At 70.2% G+C, this 19,118-nt stretch carries 19 protein-coding genes and 1 tRNA gene; 13 read left to right on the plus strand and 7 right to left on the minus strand.

The genetic code is table 11. From position 1 onward, the window contains the following. The first annotated feature begins 54 nt into the window (after positions 1 to 54). The 7 genes from pstS (at position 55) to rnt (ending at position 5,830) form a co-directional block, all read left to right on the plus strand. Complete coding sequence (gene pstS / locus ACYVAK_RS01175; protein WP_461057148.1) at positions 55 to 1,134, plus strand: phosphate ABC transporter substrate-binding protein PstS; 1,080 nt, start codon at positions 55 to 57, stop codon at positions 1,132 to 1,134. A 104-nt stretch (positions 1,135 to 1,238) separates the two neighbouring features. Then, positions 1,239 to 2,201, plus strand: a complete 963-nt coding sequence (gene pstC / locus ACYVAK_RS01180) for a phosphate ABC transporter permease subunit PstC (RefSeq protein WP_461058600.1) — start codon at positions 1,239 to 1,241, stop codon at positions 2,199 to 2,201. Then, the gene (gene pstA, locus ACYVAK_RS01185; RefSeq protein WP_461057150.1) at positions 2,201 to 3,157 is read left to right on the plus strand and encodes a phosphate ABC transporter permease PstA; all 957 of its coding nucleotides are present in this window, start codon (positions 2,201 to 2,203) and stop codon (positions 3,155 to 3,157) included. The genes pstC and pstA overlap by 1 nt, the downstream gene beginning before the upstream one ends. Continuing rightward, entirely contained in the window at positions 3,150 to 3,965 is an 816-nt protein-coding gene (pstB, locus tag ACYVAK_RS01190; protein ID WP_461057152.1) for a phosphate ABC transporter ATP-binding protein PstB, read from the plus strand. Before pstA ends, pstB begins: the two co-directional genes overlap by 8 nt. 14 nt (positions 3,966 to 3,979) lie before the next feature. Then, positions 3,980 to 4,672, plus strand: a complete 693-nt coding sequence (phoU, locus tag ACYVAK_RS01195; RefSeq protein WP_461057154.1) for a phosphate signaling complex protein PhoU — start codon at positions 3,980 to 3,982, stop codon at positions 4,670 to 4,672. Positions 4,673 to 4,703: 31 nt separating this feature from the next. Next, entirely contained in the window at positions 4,704 to 5,114 is a 411-nt protein-coding gene (locus ACYVAK_RS01200; RefSeq protein ID WP_461057156.1) for a hypothetical protein, read from the plus strand. Positions 5,115 to 5,149: 35 nt separating this feature from the next. After that, on the plus strand, positions 5,150 to 5,830 hold the full coding sequence (gene rnt / locus ACYVAK_RS01205; protein WP_461057158.1) for a ribonuclease T: 681 nt from the start codon (positions 5,150 to 5,152) through the stop codon (positions 5,828 to 5,830). A 62-nt stretch (positions 5,831 to 5,892) separates the two neighbouring features. Here rnt and ACYVAK_RS01210 read toward each other — a convergent pair whose 3' ends face one another. From ACYVAK_RS01210 to rnr, 3 genes are read right to left on the minus strand one after another with little or no spacing between them, the layout of a single operon-like run. Next, a complete protein-coding gene (locus tag ACYVAK_RS01210) occupies positions 5,893 to 6,186 on the minus strand; it encodes a CBU_0592 family membrane protein (RefSeq protein WP_461057160.1) in 294 nt (97 codons plus the stop codon). After that, positions 6,183 to 6,929, minus strand: a complete 747-nt coding sequence (rlmB, locus tag ACYVAK_RS01215) for a 23S rRNA (guanosine(2251)-2'-O)-methyltransferase RlmB (protein ID WP_461057162.1) — start codon at positions 6,927 to 6,929, stop codon at positions 6,183 to 6,185. Before rlmB ends, ACYVAK_RS01210 begins: the two co-directional genes overlap by 4 nt. Before the next feature lie 22 nt (positions 6,930 to 6,951). Continuing rightward, positions 6,952 to 9,462, minus strand: a complete 2,511-nt coding sequence (gene rnr, locus ACYVAK_RS01220) for a ribonuclease R (RefSeq protein ID WP_461057164.1) — start codon at positions 9,460 to 9,462, stop codon at positions 6,952 to 6,954. Between the two features lie 100 nt (positions 9,463 to 9,562). On the opposite strand from rnr, the gene ACYVAK_RS01225 reads away from it, so the two are divergent. Further along, a tRNA-Leu gene (locus ACYVAK_RS01225) sits at positions 9,563 to 9,647 on the plus strand. An 83-nt stretch (positions 9,648 to 9,730) separates the two neighbouring features. Here the strand turns inward: ACYVAK_RS01225 and ACYVAK_RS01230 are convergent. Genes ACYVAK_RS01230 through ACYVAK_RS01240 form a run of 3 tightly spaced genes read right to left on the minus strand, consistent with a single transcriptional unit; the run spans position 9,731 to position 12,806 of the window. After that, positions 9,731 to 10,393: a M24 family metallopeptidase gene (locus ACYVAK_RS01230; protein ID WP_461057166.1), complete on the minus strand. Its 663-nt coding sequence runs from the start codon at positions 10,391 to 10,393 to the stop codon at positions 9,731 to 9,733. Further along, positions 10,390 to 11,577, minus strand: coding sequence for an FAD-dependent oxidoreductase (locus ACYVAK_RS01235; RefSeq protein WP_461057168.1), 1,188 nt, complete (start codon positions 11,575 to 11,577; stop codon positions 10,390 to 10,392). Before ACYVAK_RS01235 ends, ACYVAK_RS01230 begins: the two co-directional genes overlap by 4 nt. Further along, the gene (locus ACYVAK_RS01240; RefSeq protein ID WP_461057169.1) at positions 11,574 to 12,806 is read right to left on the minus strand and encodes an FAD-dependent monooxygenase; all 1,233 of its coding nucleotides are present in this window, start codon (positions 12,804 to 12,806) and stop codon (positions 11,574 to 11,576) included. The genes ACYVAK_RS01235 and ACYVAK_RS01240 overlap by 4 nt, the downstream gene beginning before the upstream one ends. A 108-nt stretch (positions 12,807 to 12,914) precedes the next feature. Between ACYVAK_RS01240 and ACYVAK_RS01245 the strand changes: the two genes are divergently transcribed. Genes ACYVAK_RS01245 through ACYVAK_RS01255 form a run of 3 tightly spaced genes read left to right on the plus strand, consistent with a single transcriptional unit; the run spans position 12,915 to position 15,033 of the window. Further along, complete coding sequence (locus ACYVAK_RS01245; protein ID WP_461057171.1) at positions 12,915 to 13,502, plus strand: hypothetical protein; 588 nt, start codon at positions 12,915 to 12,917, stop codon at positions 13,500 to 13,502. Between the two features lie 59 nt (positions 13,503 to 13,561). Continuing rightward, positions 13,562 to 14,113, plus strand: a complete 552-nt coding sequence (locus tag ACYVAK_RS01250; protein ID WP_461057173.1) for a cob(I)yrinic acid a,c-diamide adenosyltransferase — start codon at positions 13,562 to 13,564, stop codon at positions 14,111 to 14,113. Beyond that, positions 14,113 to 15,033 (plus strand): histone deacetylase family protein, encoded by a 921-nt coding sequence (locus ACYVAK_RS01255; RefSeq protein ID WP_461057175.1) that lies wholly within the window; start codon positions 14,113 to 14,115, stop codon positions 15,031 to 15,033. Before ACYVAK_RS01250 ends, ACYVAK_RS01255 begins: the two co-directional genes overlap by 1 nt. Here ACYVAK_RS01255 and msrB read toward each other — a convergent pair. Continuing rightward, positions 15,020 to 15,415 carry a peptide-methionine (R)-S-oxide reductase MsrB gene (gene msrB, locus ACYVAK_RS01260; RefSeq protein WP_461057177.1) on the minus strand — a complete coding sequence of 132 codons (396 nt, stop codon included), beginning with the start codon at positions 15,413 to 15,415 and terminating at the stop codon, positions 15,020 to 15,022. The two genes, ACYVAK_RS01255 and msrB, sit on opposite strands and share 14 nt — an antisense overlap. A gap of 104 nt (positions 15,416 to 15,519) precedes the next feature. Between msrB and lptD the strand changes: the two genes are divergently transcribed. Further along, entirely contained in the window at positions 15,520 to 17,754 is a 2,235-nt protein-coding gene (lptD, locus tag ACYVAK_RS01265; protein WP_461057178.1) for an LPS assembly protein LptD, read from the plus strand. 37 nt (positions 17,755 to 17,791) lie between these two features. Next, entirely contained in the window at positions 17,792 to 19,114 is a 1,323-nt protein-coding gene (locus ACYVAK_RS01270; protein WP_461057180.1) for a peptidylprolyl isomerase, read from the plus strand. Positions 19,115 to 19,118 lie beyond the last annotated feature (4 nt).

A 19,118-nucleotide genomic window follows, 5' to 3' on the forward strand; every position in this document is an offset into this window, starting at 1 on the left:
CCCCGGCGCCTGCGGCATCATCACCATCCTGAAACCGACCGACGGAGCACCGCCATGACCTCGACCCTGATGCGCACCACCCTGGCCCTTGGCGCCGCGAGCCTCCTCGCCGCCTGCGGTGGCGGGTCCGACGCCCCGTCGGCGAACGGCGAGGCCGGCGCCGCCCCGGCGCGGCCGGCCTCCATCGACGTCACCGGCGCGGGCGCTTCGTTCGTGTTCCCGCTGCTGTCGAAGTGGTCGAGCGAGTACGCGTCGGGCACGGGCAACCGGGTGAACTACCAGTCGATCGGTTCGGGCGGCGGCATCGCCCAGGCCAAGGCCGGCACGGTCGACTTCGGCTCGACCGACGCCCCGCTGACGCCGGAGGAGCTGGCCGCGGCGAACCTCGGCCAGTTCCCGTCGGTGGTCGGCGGGGTGGTGCCGGTGGTCAACCTCGAGGGCATCGCCGCCAACCAGCTGCGCCTGACCGGCCCGCTGCTGGCCGACATCTACCTCGGCAAGGTCGCCAAGTGGAACGACCCGGCCATCGTCGAGATCAACCCGGGCGTCACCCTGCCCGAGGCCGACATCAAGATCGTCTACCGCTCGGACGGCTCGGGCACCACCTTCAACTTCGTCAACTACCTCGGCCAGGTCAGCCCCGCCTGGGTCGAGGGTGTGGGTCAGGCGGCGACGGCCGTGAAGTGGCCGACCGGCGTCGGCGGCAAGGGCAACGAAGGCGTGGCCGCCTACACCAAGCAGCTCAGCGGCGCGATCGGCTATGTCGAGCTCAGCTACGCGCTGCAGAACAACCTGACCACGGTGAGCCTGCAGAACGCCGCCGGCAACTGGGTCGCCCCGAGCATCGCCAGCTTCCAGGCCGCCGCCGCCAGTGCCGACTGGGCGAACGCCAAGGACTTCCACCTCGTGATCACCAACGCCCCGGGCGCCGAGGCATGGCCGATCGCCGCCACCAACTTCATCCTCGTCAGCAAGGCCCCGTCGAACCCGGCCAAGGCCCGGGCGGCGCTGGAGTTCTTCCAGTGGGGCTACGCCAACGGCGACGCCCGCGCCGAGGAGCTCGGCTATGTGCCGCTGCCCGATACCCTCGTCACCCAGGTCGAGGGCTACTGGGCCCAGAACTTCACGTTCTGAAGGACGGGTACAATCGCGTCCGCAACGCCCGGCCCGCGCCGGGCGTGATCCAACGCCCGCGCCACCGCACGCGGGCGTCCTGATCTGACTTTCCCGGTACGAACCTGATGGCGTCCGCCACGTCCCAACTCGACCACTTGGCCCGCGGCGACGCGCGCGCCGACCGCCTCTTCCGCTGGACCGTGGCGGCCGCCGGCTTCTTCGTGCTCATCAGCCTGATCGGCGCCGCCCTGACCATGGCCTGGGGCGGCCGAGAGGCCATCGGCACCTTCGGCTGGAGCTTCCTGAGCTCGGACAACTGGGATCCGGGCAACCTCGTCTTCGGCGGCCTCGCCCCCATCGTCGGCACGCTGATCACGGCCGGGATCGCCCTGCTGATCGCCGTGCCGATCAGTTTCGGCATCGCCCTCTTCCTGACCGAGGTCGCACCACCGTGGCTGCGCGGCCCGGTGGCCACCGCCATCGAGCTCTTGGCCGGCATTCCCTCGATCATCTACGGCATGTGGGGCCTGTTCGTGCTCGTGCCCTTCCTCGCCGAGTACGTGTACCCCTCGCTCAGCGAGTACGGCAGCCAGCTGCCGCTCATCGGCGCCTGGTTCGACGGCCCGCCGATCGGCATCGGCATGCTCACCGCCGGCCTCGTGCTGTCGATCATGATCATCCCCTTCATCGCCTCGGTGATGCGCGAAGTCTTCCTCACCGTGCCGACGCGCCTGAAGGAATCGGCCTACGCGCTGGGCTCGACGACCTTCGAGGTGGTGTGGGACATCGTGCTGCCCTACACCCGTTCGGCGGTGATCGGCGGCATCTTCCTCGGCCTCGGCCGCGCGCTGGGCGAAACGATGGCCGTCACCTTCGTGCTCGGCAACGCCAACCGCCTCGCCAACCTGCTCGAACCCTCCAGCTCGATCGCCGCGACCATCGCCAACGAGTTCGGCGAAGCCTTCGCCGACCTGCACCGCAGCTCGCTGCTGGCGCTGGGCTTCGTGCTCTTCATCGTGACCTTCATCGTCCTCAGCATCGCCAAGCTGATGCTGATGAGCCTGCAGCGCCGGGGGGGCAAGTGATGGATATCGCCGTCTCCGAGCGCCTGTTCCAGCGTCGCCGCTTCGTCAACGCCCTCGCCCTCGTGCTCTCGGGCACGGCGGCGCTCGTGGGCCTGTTCTTCCTGGTCTGGATCCTTTTCACGACGCTCTCGAAAGGCATCAACGGCCTCAGCCTCGCGATGTTCACCGAGATGACGCCGCCCCCGGGCGCCGAGGTGGGCGTGGGTGGCCTGCTGAACGCCATCGTCGGCAGCATCGTGATGTGCGTGCTGGCCGTGCTGATGGCGGCCCCGGTCGGCATCGCGGCAGGCACCTACCTCGCCGAGTACGCCAACTTCCGCAAGATCGGCGGCGTCATCCGCTTCGTGAACGACATCCTGCTGTCGGCGCCGTCGATCGTGCTGGGCCTGTTCGTCTACATGGTGCTGATCGGCACGCCGCGCCAGGTGGCGACGGCCATCCAGTCCACGGAGGCCGGGCAACAGGGCTGGCTCGCCGGCCTGGCCGACTGGCTGATCGGCGTCTCGGGTTTCTCGGCCATCGCCGGTGCCGTGGCGCTGGGCTTCATCGTGCTGCCGGTCGTCGTGCGCACCACCGACGAGATGCTGCGCCTCGTGCCCGCGCAGATGCGCGAGGCGGCGCTGTCGCTCGGCATCCCGCAGTGGAAGGTCACCGTGCACGTGCTCTACCGCGCCGCGCTGTCCGGCATCCTCACCGGCGTCATGCTCGGCCTCGCCCGCATCTCAGGCGAGACGGCGCCGCTGCTGTTCACGGCCTTCAACAACAGCTTCTGGAACCTCGACCTGGGCGAGCCGATGGCCAACCTGCCGGTCACGGTCTACCAGTTCGCCATGAGCCCGTTCGAGAACTGGCAGCTGCTGGCGTGGGCCGGCGCCTTCCTCATCACCTGCTTCGTCCTGCTGGTCAGCATCACCGCCCGCACCCTCCTGCTGCGCAAGAAGATCGCCAATGACTAACGCCCCGATCGCCCTGCAGACCGCCGTCGCCGGTGGCGAGCCCGCCACGGCTTCGCCGGCCAAGCTGGTCGCGAAGAACCTGAACTTCTTCTACGGCGACTATCGTGCGCTGAAGGACATCAACCTCACCGTGCCGGAGAAGCGCGTCACCGCGCTGATCGGGCCGTCGGGCTGCGGCAAGTCCACGCTGCTGCGCATCTTCAACAAAATCTATTCGATCTACCCGGGCCAGCGCGCCGAGGGCGAGATCCTGCTCGACGGCCAGAACCTGCTGGACGCCAAGTACCCGATCAACCGCCTGCGCAGCAAGATCGGCATGGTGTTCCAGAAGCCCGTCCCGTTCCCGATGTCGATCTACGACAACATCGCGTACGGCATCGGCCACTACGAGAAGCTGAAGAAGTCCGACATGGATGATCGCGTCGAGCAGGCCCTGCGCCAGGGCGCCCTGTGGGACGAGGTCAAGGACAAGCTCAAGCAGAGCGCGCTGGGCCTTTCCGGCGGCCAGCAACAGCGCCTGTGCATCGCCCGCGCCGTCGCACTGAAGCCCGAGGTGATCCTGTTCGACGAGCCGACCTCGGCCCTCGACCCGATCGCCACCGGCAAGATCGAACAGTTGATCGCCGAGCTGAAGCAGCAGTTCACGATCCTGATCGTCACCCACAACATGCAGCAGGCCGCCCGCTGCTCCGATTTCACCGCCTTCATGTACCTGGGCGAACTGGTCGAGCACGGCGTCACCCAGCAGATCTTCACCAAGCCCTCGAAGCAGCAGACCGAGGACTACATCACCGGCCGGTTCGGCTGAGCCAGGAGCGCACCATGGGCACCGAACACATCGTCAAGAGCTTCGACGCCGAGCTCGAGCGCATCAATGGCGAGATCACCCGGATGGGCGAGATGGCGCTGGGCCAGATCGAGGCCGCCATCGACGTGCTGCAACGCCGCGACAGCAAGGCCGCCGAGCGCGTCACCATCAACGACGACGCCATCGACGAGCTGGAGCAGGTCATTTCCAACGACGTGCTGCGCGTGCTCGCCCTGCGCCAGCCGATGGCCCGCGACCTGCGCGAGGTCTACGCCGCACTGCGCATCGCGGCCGACATCGAACGCATCGGCGACTACGCCTCGAACGTGGCCAAGCGTTCGATGGTGCTGAACCAGAGCGCACCGGTGGCCCCGGCCCGCGGCCTTCCTGCCCTTGCCACCCTTGCCTCCGAGCTGCTGGCCGAAGCCCTCGAGGCCTACCGCCTGCGCGATGCCGAACGCGCCGCCGCGATGCGCGACCGCGATGCCGAGCTCGATGCCGCCTACACCAGCCTGTTCCGCGAGCTGCTCACCTACATGGCCGAGGACCCCAGGCAGATCACGCCCTGCACGCACCTGCTGTTCATGGCGAAGAACATCGAGCGCATCGGCGACCACGCCACCAACATCGCCGAGAACACCTGGTTCCTCGTGCATGGCGAGGCGATGAGCGGCAGTCGCGAGAAAGCCGACAAGACCAGCGAGTAGCGCGGTGGCAATCCGCCATCGGGACGACCCGTTGTTCCCACCCCACGGGCGGATCGAGGTGCATCCACATGGCAGGGTGGTCTACTTCGAAGCGAACGGGCCGCTCAACGCGGAGGCGGTGGCGGCGATGCGGTCGGCCTACACGCCGGTCATGGCCGCCATGGCGGCCGATGGCCCGTTCGGCCACATCAGCACCTTCCATGGCAGCATGCTCGCCACGCCCGAGGCGCTGCAGGCCTTCACCCGCCTGCTCGACGAGTGGCGGGCGTCCGGACTGATCCCCACGGTCAACGCCTACGTGGTGGCGGCAGACGTCGAAGGCCGCAACCTGCTGCTTCCCCGCTATGCCGCGGCCTTCGGCCGCGAAGCACGCTTCAGGGCCTTCGAGGACCTCGAGAGCGCGGAAGCCTGGGTCGTCGCACAGTTGGCCGAGCACGGCTGAATCGGGCACGCGCGGGGCGCTGTTATCCTGCGCGCATGAGCGATTTCGACGAACAGGGCCCGCAGGGCACGCCCGCCGCCACCGGCGCGCCGCCGATGGCCTCGCGGTTCCGCGGTTTCCTTCCCGTCGTCGTCGATGTGGAGACCGGTGGGTTCGAATCGGCGCGCCACGCCCTGCTGGAAATCGCCGCCGTGCCGATCGAGATGGACGACGAGGGCTTCCTGTTCCCCGGCGAGACCGTGAGCGTGCACGTGGAGCCCGCGCCCGGCCTCGAGATCGACCCGAAGTCGCTGGAGATCACCGGCATCCAGCTCGACCACCCGTTCCGCGACGCGCAACCCGAGAAACTCGCGCTGGACCGCATCTTCACCCCGGTGCGCGCGGCGGCGAAGCGCAACGGCTGCCAGCGCGCGATCCTCGTTGGCCACAACGCCCACTTCGACCTCGGCTTCCTCAACGCGGCGATCGCCCGCGTGGGCCACAAGCGCAGCCCCTTCCATCCGTTCAGCACGATGGACACTGTGACGCTCGCGGGCATGGCCTACGGCCAGACGGTGCTCGCCAAGGCCTGCCAGGCCGCGGGCCTGCCTTGGGACGGCAACGAGGCGCACTCGGCGGTGTACGACACCGAGCGCACGGCCCAGCTGTTCTGCGCGGTGATGAACCGCTGGAAGCAGTTCAACGACCACGACCTGCTGCGCGCGGCGCAAGACTGAACGCCGGCCTGAGCCTGCCGCCAACGAAGCCGAAGGCGGCGAAAAAGCCGAAGCGCCGAGCCTCAGGCCGCCGCCTTCGGGGCGCGCAGTTTCGCCGCGCGCTCGACCAGGCCGCGCCAGAGCCCGTAGAGGCTGATCGCGATCCACGCGATCTGCATCAGGAAGGGCGTGAGCACCTCGGTGATCGGCGCCGGCGACCCGAAAATCGACACGAGGATGAAGATCGACCCGAACAGGTTGGCGAGCTGGTAGCCGATCGAGCTGCCCTGCAGCTTGCCCGCCTGCAGCAGCGCGTAGGCCAGCAGCACGAAGCCGATGCCGGCCATGCCGACGAAGTCGAACCATTGCAGGCTCATGCGGCACCCCGCTGACGGACCGCCTCGAACAGCGCGACGCCGGTCGCCACGGAGACGTTGAGGCTTTCCATGTCGCCCGGCATCGGGATGCGGACGAGCTGGTCGCAGGTCTCACCGGTGAGGCGGCGCAGGCCGTCACCCTCGCCCCCGAGCACGAGGCCCACATTGCCCTTGAGGTCCAGCGAATAGAACGAGGCCTTGGCTTCGCCCGCGAAGCCGTAAAGCCACACGCCGAGGTCCTTCAGCTCGCGCAGCGCGCGGGCGAGGTTGGTCACCTGCACCAGCGCGATGCGGTCGGCGGCGCCGGCGGCGGTCTTTCGCACCGTAGCCGTGACGCCGACGGCTTTGTCCTTCGGGATCACGACGCAGGTCACGCCGGCCGCGGCCGCGCTGCGCAGGCAGGCGCCGAGGTTGTGCGGGTCCTGCACGCCATCGAGCACCAGGACGAGGGCCTTGCCCTCCGCACCTTCGATCAGGCCCTTCAGGTCCTTCTCGTCGAGCAGCTTGGCCGCCTCGTAGCGCGCCGCCACGCCCTGGTGGCGCGTGCCACCGGCGATGCCTTCCAGCGCCTGCGTGTTGACCTTGCGCACCGGGATGCCGCAGTCGACGGCCTCCTTCTCGATCTCGGACAGGCGCGGGTTCTTGCCACCGTTTTCCATCAGCACTTCGCGCACGTTGGCGACGTCGTGCTCGAGGGCGGAGGCCACGGCATTGATGCCGACGATCCAACTGGTCTTGCTCATGGGGGATTCCGTGTCGTGTTCGTCAGCGGCGGGACTTGCCGGCCTTCGATTTGGCCGCGCTGCCTTTGCCGCCGGGCTTTCCGGGGCCAGCCTTCGCCGCACCGCGCGGCGCCTTGGCGTTGGGATGCGGGCGCGCGGTCGGCGTGCCGCCCTTGCGCGGGGTGTCGATCTCGTCCGGCAGCACCAGCTTGAAGTCGATGCGGCGGTCCTCCACCGAGGCGCGCAACACCTTCACCCGCACCGTATCGCCGAGCGACCACGCCAGGCCCCGGCGTTCGCCGGCCAGCGTCTTCCGGGTGGCGTCGAAGTGGTAGTAGTCGTGCGGCAGCATCGTCACGTGGACGAGACCGTTGACCTTCGACTCCAGCAGCTCGACGAACAGGCCGAAGCTGGTGACGCCGCTGACGACCCCGTGGAAATCGCTGCCGACGTGCTGCTCCATCCACGCGCTGCGGTAGCGCTCGTCGACCTCGCGCTCGGCCTCGTCGGCACGGCGCTCCTTCTCCGAGCAGGCCAGGCAGAGCGTGCCCATCTCCTTCTCGGTGTAGGCGAAGTCGCTGGCGCTGCCACCATTGAGGATGTGCTTGATCGAGCGGTGCAGCAGCAGGTCCGGGTAGCGGCGGATCGGCGAGGTGAAATGGCCGTAGCTCTCCAACGCGAGACCGAAGTGACCGATGTTCTCGATCGAATACTGCGCGAGGCTCTGCGACCGCAGCAGCACCGTCTCCAGGAGCGCGGCGTCCGGGCGCTTGCGCACCTTGCGCAGCAGGGCAGTGAAGTCCTTGGGCTCGACCTTCTGCCACGGCGGCAGCTTGAGGCCGAACTCCATCAGGAATTCCAGCAGCTCGGTGTACTTGCGCTCCGGCGGGCGGTCGTGGATGCGGAATGGCGCCGGGATCCTCTTGCGGATGACGAAGCGCGCGGCCTCGACGTTCGCCGCGATCATGCACTCCTCGATCAGCTTGTGGGCGTCGTTGCGCTCGAGCATGCCGGCCTGGATCACCTCGCCCTTGGCGTCGAGGACGAAGCGCACTTCGCCCGACTCGAACTCGATGGCGCCGCGCTCGCCGCGGGCCTTCGACAGCACGCGGTAGAGCTGGTGCAGGGACTCGATCTGCGGTCGCAGCGAACCGAGCTGCACCAGCGCCTCCTCGTCGCCGTCGATCGCCTTGCCCACCGTGGTGTAGGTGAGCCGCGCGTGCGAGCGCATCACCGCCTCGTAGAACTTCGAGCGTGTCACCTTGCCGTCGACGTCGACGCGCATGTCGCAGACGAAGCACAGGCGGTCGACCTTCGGGTTCAGCGAGCAGATGCCGTTGCTCAGCGTCTCCGGCAGCATCGGCACGACGAAGCCGGGGAAGTACACCGAGGTGCCGCGCTGCACCGCCTCGGCGTCGAGCGCGGTGCCCGGGCGCACGTAGGCCGAGACATCGGCGATGGCGACGATCAGGCGGAAGCCCTTGCCGTCCGCCTCGCACCACACGGCATCGTCGAAGTCCTTGGCGTCCTCGCCGTCGATGGTGACCAGCGGCACGTGGCGCAAGTCGACGCGCTTGGCGGCGACGTCGGCCGGCACCTCGAGCGGCACGGCCTCGGCTTCCTGCAGCGTTTCCTGCGGGAACTCATGCGGCAGGTTGTGGGTATGGATGGCCGCTTCGACGACGCGCGAGGCCGTGAGCCGGTCCCCCAGCACGACCAGGATGCGCCCGAACGGCGGACGACCGTGCTCGGGCGGCGCGGTGATCTCGGCGACCACGCGCTGGCCTTCCTTGACGCCGTTGCGGGCCAGTGGCGGGATCAGCACCTCGGCGAGGATGCGGCGGTCGTCCGGCACCACGTAGCCGATACCGGCGCGCTCCTCGAAACGCCCCATCACGCGCGTCAGGCGGCGTTCGAGCACCTCGACGACCGCCCCTTCGCGGCGACCGCGACGATCGACGCCGGTGACGCAGCCCAGCACGCGGTCGCCGTGCATGACCTTGCGCATCTCGTTCGGCGCCAGGAACAGGTCGTCGCTGCCGTCCTCGGGCTTAAGGAAACCGAAACCGTCCGGGTTGGCGATGACGCGGCCGGCGATGAGATCGAGGCGCTCGGCCGGGGCGAAGCCGCCGCGACGGTTCAGCAGCAGCTGGCCATCGCGCACCATCGCGGCGAGGCGCTTCGACAGCGCTTCGAAGCGGTCGGGCGCTTCCAGCGCGAAGGCCTTGGCCAGCTCGTCGGCGGTGACGGGGCCCGGCGCCGCGACCAGGTGCGCGAGGATCGCTTCGCGGCTGGTGATGGGGTTGTCGTAGCGCTGCGCTTCACGGCCCGCGTGCGGGTCGACCCCGCCTCGGCCAGCGGCGGGCGCGCCGGTGGAGGCGTCGACGCCGTAGGGGTCGTAGCTGCGAGGACGGGGGCCGGGACGGCCGCTGGTGCGCGTCACCTCCGGCATCCATGGGGCCTTTGCCGTGGGCTTGCCCCTGCCGCTGCCGCCGGGCGTGCCGCCCGGGCCCTTGCCAGGGCCTTTGCCCCGGCTGCCTTTCGATCTGGTCATGGGCCGCAGCATACCGCGCGACGACGGCTGGGCGTTGACAGGCCCGAGCTTGGCCCGTAATCTTCGCGGCCTTCCAGCGCTCCGGCGTTGCGAGGCACCTGCCCAGGTGGCGGAATTGGTAGACGCACTAGTTTCAGGTACTAGCGGGTAAAACCGTGGAGGTTCGAGTCCTCTCCTGGGCACCAGATATCGAAGAACCCGCCGCGAGGCGGGTTTTTTATTGGGCATCGTTCCGCCGCAAGGCGGGTTTTTTATTGGTCGGCCGCGCTCAGCGCGCGAGCAGGTCCTCGTGGAAGGCGCCGATCGGCCGCTCCGGATGACGGATCTGGATCTCGAGGATCCACAGCGCATCGCCAGGCTCGTGGCCGATGGCCCCGAGCTCCGGCGCCTTGTAGATGGCGTGCGGGAAGTCCCCGACGCGATGCCCCTTCACCTCGTGGTTGAACACCCAGCCCATCGCCGTGGCCTCGCGCTTGGCGAAGGCGTAGAGCTCGCGCCCCGTAGGCCGCAGCTCGCGCCACGCGGCGGCGACGCGATCCCACAGCTCGCGGCAGGCCTCGGCGCAGGCGCGCATGGTTTCGTCCTCGCCCACGACGAAGGTGGTGCCGGCATCGCCTTCGTGGCCGTCCCACACCGCCCCGAGGTCGACGAAGAACAGGTCGTTCTCGCCGAGCACGGCGTCGACGGGCGAGCGTTCCTTCCACATCAGCCGGGTGTTGGGGCCGACACGCACGATGTCCGGGTGCCAACGCCGCTGGTAACCCAACTCGGCCAGCACCGCGCCGGCCAGGGCCTTGGCCTCGCTCTCGCGCATGCCCGGCCGCACGCGCCGACCGATGGCGTTGACGGCCTCCCAGGTCTTCGCCTGCGCGTGCAGCAAGGCCTCGCGGCGATAGCCGGCGCCGGTGCGCTCGTGGGCCTCGGCGCTCATCGCGCGCCTCCGGCGGCATGGCCCCAGAGCAGGCGGTTGAGCGGCGGCAGGTTGCCCGCGGCGAGTGCCCAGCCGCGCAAGGCAACGGCCGGCATCGCCGCGTTCGAATAGACGTCGTGGATGGCCTCGAAGGCGCGCGCCGAGACGACGTTCTCGCTGTGGCGGCGCCGCGCCCAGCGGGCGAGTACCGGTTCCGAGATCGGCGCGCGGCGACGCGACAGCGCCTCGTCGATGCCCGACAGCAGCTCACCGACGTCGCGCAGCCCCAGGTTCACGCCCTGCCCCGCCAGCGGGTGCACGGCGTGGGCGGCATCGCCGAGCAGCGCGACCCGCCCCTCGCGGGGACGGGTGGCGAGCTGGCGCTTCAAGGCGAAAGCGACGCGCGGCGAATCGAGCGCGAGATCGCCGAGCACGCGGTCGGAGGCGCGGGTGATCTCGGCATTGAATTGCGCCTCCGGCACGGCCACGAGACGCTCGGCCTCGGCCTGCGGCAGCGACCAGACGATCGAGACGCGGCCATCGGCGCAGGGCAGCAGGGCCAGCGGGCCGCTGGGCAGGAAGCGCTGCCAGCAGGTCGCCTCGTGCGGGCGCTCCGCTCGAAGGTAGGCCACCACGCCCTTGGCCCCGTAGTCGCGGGCATCGACGTCGATCCCCGCCAAGCCGCGCACGGCAGAGGCGGCGCCATCCGCGCCAAAGGCCCAGGCGGCACGGACGCGACGCTCGCCGGAGAGTCGCAAGGTCACGTCGTCCTCGCCGGCATCAATGCCCTCGACCGCGGCGTCGATCCTCGGCACGTCGGCGGCCGCGAGGGCGGCTTGCAGGCGGTCGACCAGCAGCCCGTGCTCGACGATGTGGCCGAGGCGCGGCACGCCCAGCGCCGCGGCGTCGAAACGCAGGGGCGCGCCGCCACCGGCGTCCCACACCTGCATCGCCGCGTAAGGTTGCGCGCGCGCGGCCCGCACCGCCGGCCAGACGCCCAGCGCGGCCAACAGGGCCTCGCTGTCCGGAGCAATCGCGTAGACGCGCAGGTCCGGCGACTCGGCGCGCCAGAGGGCCGCTGGCGTCGCTTCGACCACGGCGACATCGAGGCCGCGGCGCTTCAGCCCGAGGGCCAACGCGCTGCCGACGATGCCCGCACCGACGACGACGGCATCGAGGCAACCGCGCTCGCTCGCATTGCTCATGCGGCGTCCCTCGCCAGTGTCGGCACCCGGCCACGGAAGCCCATCGCGCCGGCGACAAACCGAGCGCGCAGCCCGGCATCGAGGTTCATCGCGGCGAGGCCAAGGCTGCGTCCGAGGCGGTGAACGGGCGACTCGCCCGAGGTGATCCGGGCGAGACCATCGCTGAAGGCCAGGGTCTCGTCGCGGTCGACCCGGCGACGCTCGACGTAGCTCGACAGCACGCTTGCGCTCCCAGGGTCCGAGGCGCCACCGTCGCGTGCTTCGGCCAGCGCATCGACGAGGCTGAGGGCGTCGCGCAATCCGAGGTTGAAGCCCTGCGCGCCGATCGGATGGATCGTCTGCGCGGCATTGCCGACCAGCACCAGACGCGCGGCCACCAGCGACGCCGCCACCAGCCGACGCAGGGGCCACGCGCTGCGCGCACCGACCTCGCGCACGGCACCGGCTCGCCAACCGACGCGACGCTGGAAGGCCCGGGCGAAAGCCTCATCGTCAAAGGCCATCACGGCATCGGCCTCGTCACTGGCCACGCCCATGAGGGCGCCATGGCGACCGCCCGCCATCGGCAGCAGCGCGCAGGGGCCGGTCGAGGTCAGTCGCTCGTAGGCCACGCCGGGCACCGCGCCCCCCATGCGGACCGAGGTGACGATCAGGGTCTGGCCGTAGTCGTGGGTGTCGACGCCGATGCCCGCGGCCGCCCGCAGCGGCGAGGCCGTGCCGTCGGCGGCGACGACGAGCCGCGCACGCCAGCGTTCCTCAGCCGTCGCGGGGTCGCCGGCGACCGGATGGATGTCCAGCGTCCGCCCGCCGTCGCCGACCGCACCGGCCAGCGACGCCGTGCCGCGCACCGCCACCACGTCCGGACGCGCCGCGACGGCCGCTTGAAGCGCGGCGCCGAGATCGCCCGCCAGCACCACGCCGCCGAAGGCGTCGCGTCCGACGTCCCGCGCGGCGACCTCGAGCACGCCGAAATCGCCTTCGCGACTGACGTGCAGCCGTTCGATGGGCGTCGGCGGCGTGACGAGGCGTGCCAGCACGCCGAGGCGCGAGAGGGCGTTGAGGCTCGCCGACGCCAGCGCCAGCTTTCGCGGGTCGGCCGCCAGCGGCGTGGGCCCACCCCCGGCATCCACCAACCCCACGGACAGGCCCAACGGGGCCAAGGCACACGCCAGGCTGCAGCCGACCAGGCCGCCGCCCACCACCACCACGTCGAAATCGCGGGTCTCCATGGCGCGCAAGGATACGCGGCCCTCCCCACGCCGAGGTCGTCGGCCGGTCACGGCGGCCGGGGCATCGGCTAGACTCTCGGCCTTCGCTTCCGTTGCCGACTCGCCTCCATGCGCCTTGCCGTCCGCCCCGCTCTCGCGGTGTTCGCTGCCCTCGCCCTGCTCATGGCCGCCACGCGCGCCCATCATTTCGGCGCCATCCCGGATGCGTCGTGGGCGGTGTTCTTCGCCTCGGGCGTCTACCTCGCCGGCCACCAGCGCTGGGCCTTCCCGGCCCTGATGGCGCTGGCCGTGGTGGTCGATTACCTCGTCATCTCGTCGACCGGCGTGGATTTCTGGTCGCATTACTGCGTGTCGCCGGGTTATTGGTTCCTGCTGCCGGCGCATGCCGCGATGATGGGGGCCGGCCAGTGGGCCGCCTCGGCCGGCCTCACGCCGCGCTGGGCGCTGCTTGGCCGCCTCGTGCTGGCGCTGGCGGTCGGCACCGCCGCCTGCCACCTGCTCGCGCAGGGCGGCTTCTACTGGTTCAGCAGCAGCGTGGCCGAGCCGACGCTCGGCGGCTGGGCGAAGAACTACGCCGATTGGCTGATGCCGTACGCGCAGGTCGCGTTCGCGTGGACCGGCATGATCGCGGCCGTGCATGTCGCCCTGCAGCCCCTGTTCACCCGCCTGCCGGCAACCGAAGCCCAGACCGACTGACGCCACCGCGACGCGCGACGGACGAGACTGCGCGCTCCCTTCGACGACAGGACTCCCGAGTGGGCAACCGCCTCTCCAAGATCTACACCCGCACCGGCGACGACGGCAGCACTGGCCTTGGTGATGGGGCGCGCGTCTCGAAGGATTCCGCCCGCGTCACCGCCTACGGCACCGTCGACGAGGCCAACAGCGCCATCGGGATCGTGCTGGCCTGCGAAATCCCCGACCCGATCCGCAACGTGCTCGTGGCCGTGCAGCACCAGCTGTTCGACCTCGGCGGCGAGCTCTGCATCCCCGGCCATGCGGCCATCTTCGACGCCGACATCCAGGCGCTCGAGGACACGCTCGACCGCTTCAACGCCGACCTGCCGCCGCTGAAGGATTTCATCCTGCCCGGCGGCGGCATGGCGGCCGCGCAGGCGCACCTCGCGCGCACCATCTGCCGCCGCGCCGAGCGCGAGGTGGTGACGCTCTCGCACCACGATGCGGTGCGTCCGGAAGCCATCCGCTACCTCAACCGGCTCTCCGACCTGCTCTTCGTGCTGTGCCGGGTACTCGCCCGCGAGAGCGGCCACGGCGAAGTGCTTTGGCGGCATGACCGCCGGCGCTGATGCGCGTCTACACGCACGCGGCCTGCCTCGCCCACCAGCCCGGTCTTGGCCACCCGGAGTGCCCGGCGCGGCTCCAGGCCGTCACCGAGGCGATCCGCGCGGCCATCCAGCCCCTCGAATGGGTCGAGGCGCCACTGGCGAGCCGCGAGGCGGCCGAACGCGTGCACGCCAAGGCGCTGGTCGACGCGATCTTCGACGCCCGCTTCGACGGCGAGGCGCTCGTTCGCCTTGACCCCGACACGGCGATGTCGCCGGAATCGCCCGAGGCCGCCCGGCGCGCCGCCGGTGCGGTGGTGGCGGCCGTCGATGCCGTGATGGCCGGCGAAGTGGCGCACGCCTTCTGCGCCGTGCGGCCTCCGGGCCACCACGCGACGCGCGAGACGGCCATGGGTTTCTGCCTGCTGAACGGCATCGCCATCGGCGCAGCCCACGCGGTGCATGCGCATGGCTTGTCCCGCGTTGCCGTAATCGACTTCGACGTGCACCACGGCAACGGCACCGAGGCGATATTCGCTGCTGAGCCGCGCGTGGCCTACCTCAGCTCGCACCAGCACCCGCTCTATCCGGGCACCGGCCTGGAGAGCGATACGGGAGTCGGCAACGTGGTCAACGCCCCGCTGCCGCTGCGCGCGGGCAGCGCCGTGTTCCGCGACGCCTGGCGCGCCAGGCTGCTGCCGGCGCTGGAGGCCTTCCGGCCCCAGCTGCTGCTCGTGTCGGCAGGCTTCGACGGCCATCGGCTGGACCCCCTCGCCGACCTCGAACTGACGGCGGAGGACTACCGCTGGCTCTCGGCCGAACTCGCCGACGTGGCGGCCCGCCACTGCAGCGGTCGGCTCGTGTCGGTGCTCGAGGGCGGCTACAGCCTCACCGCGCTGCGCGAATGCAGCGTGGCCCACCTCCGCGGCCTCACCGCGGCGTGAAGCGGAGCGCCGCCGAATTGATGCAGTAGCGCAACCCCGTGGGCTTCGGCCCGTCGGGGAAAACGTGGCCCAGATGCGAATCGCATGCGGCGCAGCAGACCTCGGTTCGGCGCATGCCATGGGAGCCGTCTTCCTTGAGCGCCAGCGCTTCGCGCGCCACCGGCTGCCAATAGCTCGGCCAGCCGCTGCCGGAGTCGTATTTGGACGACGAATCGAACAGCGCCGCGCCGCAGGCGACACAGCCGTAGAGGCCATCCGCGTGGTGGTTCCAGAACGCACCGGTGAAGGGTGGCTCGGTGGCCGAACACCGGCAGATCGCGTACTGCTCGGGGGTGAGTTCGTCCTTCCACTGCGCATCGGACTTGCGAACGGGCGCGGCCATGGGCACTCCTCCGTTGACGTGGACGCCGCGGGTCGCGGCGCGGGGCTCCCGGCGGGGAACCGTTTTGAGTCAAGCTTACGGGTCATGAAGTGAGAGGCTTGTCCGTGTCGCGACCGAACCTGCACCCGCTGGCCCTCGCCCTGGGCTTCGCACTGGCCCTGCCCGCACGCGCCGAATCGCCGCTGGACGGCCCCTCCTGGGCGCTGTGCCGCGCACCGATGGCGTTCGAAGGGACGCGGACGGGCGCGCCGCCCGTCGCCGCGCCACCCCGCGAATCCAGCCCGACGCAAGTGCAGGCGGACACGCTGGATGTTTCCGCGGAAAAGGTGACCACCTTCCGCGGCCGCGTCGAGTTGACACGCGCCAACCAGTGGGTGGGGACCGATGCGCTCGTTTACCGGCACGAGGACGAGACATGGGAAAGCCCCGGCCCGCTGCGCTTCGAGGACGGCCGCGTCCGCGTCGCGGCGGCCTCGGCCGATGGTGACCAGGCCGCCGAGCGCGTCCGTTTGCGCGAGGTCGAGTACCAGCTGATCGACGGCACGCTTGGGAACGGCACGGCAGTCGCCGTTGTGCGCGAGGGCGAACGCAGCACGCTGGCCGACGCCCTGTTCTCCACCTGCCCGCCCGGGCAGCGGCAATGGGCCTTCGAGGCCTCGACCATCGAGATCGACGACGCCGAGAAGCGCGGCGTCGCGCAGAGCGCGGTCCTGCGCCTTGGCGACGTGCCGGTGCTGTGGCTGCCGTGGATCAGCTTTCCGACCACCAGCGAGCGCCGCAGCGGCCTGCTGGCCCCAAAAGTCGGCGTGCAGGACGAGAACGGCGTCGACTACGAGCAGCCGATCTACCTCAACCTCGCCCCGAACATGGACGCGACGCTGTCGCCGCGCTGGATGTCGCGCCGCGGCCTGATGCTCGGCGGCGAGTTCCGCTACCTCGGCACGGCCAGCGCCGGCTCCGTGGAAGGCACCTACCTCGCCGACGACGACCGCACCGGCGATGACCGCGGTTTCTTCCGCTGGCAGCACTTCAGCGCGCTGTCGCCGAACTGGTATGCCACGGCGAATCTGCAGGACGTCAGCGACCGCGAGTACTTCCGCGACCTCGGCGACAACTTCGGGCAGAACACCCTCAGCCTCCTCGACAGCAGCCTCGCGCTGAACGGACGCGGCCGCTACTGGTCGACCGGGCTGTCCTTCGAGCGATGGGAAGCCGCCAACCCCGCCGTGCTTCCCGGCAGCGAGCCCTACGCCCGGCTGCCGCGCCTTCGCGGCCAGTGGCTGCAGCCCCTGCTGCCGTGGCTCGACCTCGGGGTCAGTGCGGAAGCGGTCCGCTTCCAGCACGACGATCTCCCGGGCGGGCGGCGCGTCGACCTCAAGCCATCGGTGCGCCTCAACTTCGGCGGCGCGAGCTGGTTCGTGAACCCCGAATTCGCCCTGCGCCACACCAGCTATACGCTGGAACGCGACCCGCGGCTGCCGGCGGCGCGCAGCGACCTCAGCCCGGACCGCAGCACCACGATCAGCAGCGTCGACGCCGGCCTGCTGTTCGAGCGGGAGACGTCGCTGTTCGGCAGCGATTACGTCCAGACGCTGGAGCCGCGCCTCTACTACCTGCGCGTGCCCTACCGGGTGCAGGACGACCTGCCGCTGTTCGACACCCAGCCGCTGTCCTTCAGCTGGCCTGGCCTGTTCCGCCAGAACCGCTACACCGGCGCCGACCGCCAGTCCGATGCCAACCAGGCCACGCTGGCGGTCACCACGCGGCTGCTCGACGCCGACGACGGCCGCGAGCGACTCTCCGCCAGCCTCGGGCGCATTCATTACTTCGAGCCGCCCCGCGTGGCGATTCCGGGGGAACGCCCACCGGCCGCCGACGGCTCGGCGTATGTGGGCGAGATCGACTGGCGCGTCAGCGACGCCTGGAGCGTCTCGCTTGCCCAACAGTGGAACCCGGGGGGATTTGGCACCGACCTTTCGGCGGTCCGCACGCAATGGCGGTTCTCCGAGCGCGGCGTGGTGAACGCCAGCTACCGCTACCGCAAGGACCTCATCGAGCAGACCGACCTGAGCTTCGCGGCCCCGATCAACGCGAACTGGCGCGCCGTGGGGCGCTGGGCGTGGTCGCTCCGGGACCGACGCACGCAGGAAGCCCTCGGCGGCCTCGAATGGCGCAGTTGCTGCGTGGCCGTGCGCGTGCTTGCCCGCGACTACGTCCGCGACCTGAACGGAGACCGCAACCTCGGCGTCTACATGGAAATCGAGCTGAACGGCATTGGCAGCTTCGGCCGCGATTCAGAGCGGTTGTTGTCCGATGCTATCCTCGGCTACTCGCCTTGACCCAGCGCTACGGCGCGCCAGAGCCCGTTCCAGCCCCATGTCGAAGTCCCCGATTTTCACGTCCGCTTTCACCGGCCTGCTGGCCGCCACCCTCGCGCTCGCCGCCCCCGTGAAGGCCCAGCTGCTCTCGGGGCCGGGCGCCGGCAGCGGCGACATCGACGGCATCGTCGCCGTCGTCGACGAAGACGTGATCCTGAAGTCCGAACTCGACCGCGCCATCGCCAACGTCCGCGCCCAGTACCGCGGCCGGGAGGCCCAGCTCCCGCCCGACAACGTGCTGCAGCGGCAGGTCCTCGACCGCCTGGTGCTGATGCGCCTGCAGGTGGCGCGTGCCGAGGGCACCGGCATCCGCATCGGTGACACCGAGCTGAACCAGACGATCCAGGGCATCGCCGCGCAGTCGGGCGTCAGCGTCGAGCAGATGCGGGCCCAGATCGAAGCCAGCGGCGTCAGCTTCGACGACTACCGCCGCAGCGTGCGCGAGGAGCTGCAGATGCGCCGCCTGCAACAGCGCGTCGTGCAGAGCCGCGTGGTCGTCAGCGAGACGGAGATCGACCAGCTGCTCGCCCAGCGCAGCGTCGACAGCACCGAGTTCCAGCTCGCCAACCTGCTGGTCGCCCTGCCCGACGGCGCCACGCCCGAGCAGGTCGCCATCGCAGAGCAGAAGATCAACGGCATCAAGGCGCTGCTCGACCGCGGCGAGATCGATTTCCGTGCCGCGGCGATCCGCTACTCCGACGACCGCAATGCGCTGGAGGGTGGCGACCTCGGCTGGCGCGAGGCCAGCACCATCCCTCCGCGGTTCGCGGAAACGATCCAAGGGTTGCAACCCGGGCAGTACACCGCGCCAGTGCGCGGGCCGAGCGGCTTCCAGATGGTCCAGCTCGTTGCCGTGCGCGAGTCCGGCGCACAGACCGTGACCGAGTATCAGGCCGACCACCTTCTCGTGGCGGTCAACGACGTCGTCGGTGACGAAGCCGCGCGTCGCAGGATCGACGAACTCCGTGCACGGATCGAGGCCGGCGAGGACTTCGCGAAGTTGGCCCGCGAGAACTCCGACGATACGTTCAGCCGCAATCGCGGCGGTCGCCTTGACTGGTTCACGGGCGAAACCTTCGGCCCGGCGGTCGCCGAGCAGGTGCAGGCCCTCCAGGACGGTCAACTCTCGGCCGTGTTCCGCACCGAGGCCGGTTGGCACATCATCCGGCGCGTTGCGGAGCGGCAGCAGGACGTGACGGACGAGAACCGTCGCCAGCGCGCCCGCCAGCTGATCGGTGAGCGCAAGGCGCAGGACGAGTTCGAACGGTTCCTGCGCCAGCTCCGCGCCGACGCGTACGTCGAGTCGCGCCTCGGCGCCTGAACCG

Source organism: Silanimonas algicola (assembly GCF_054777375.1).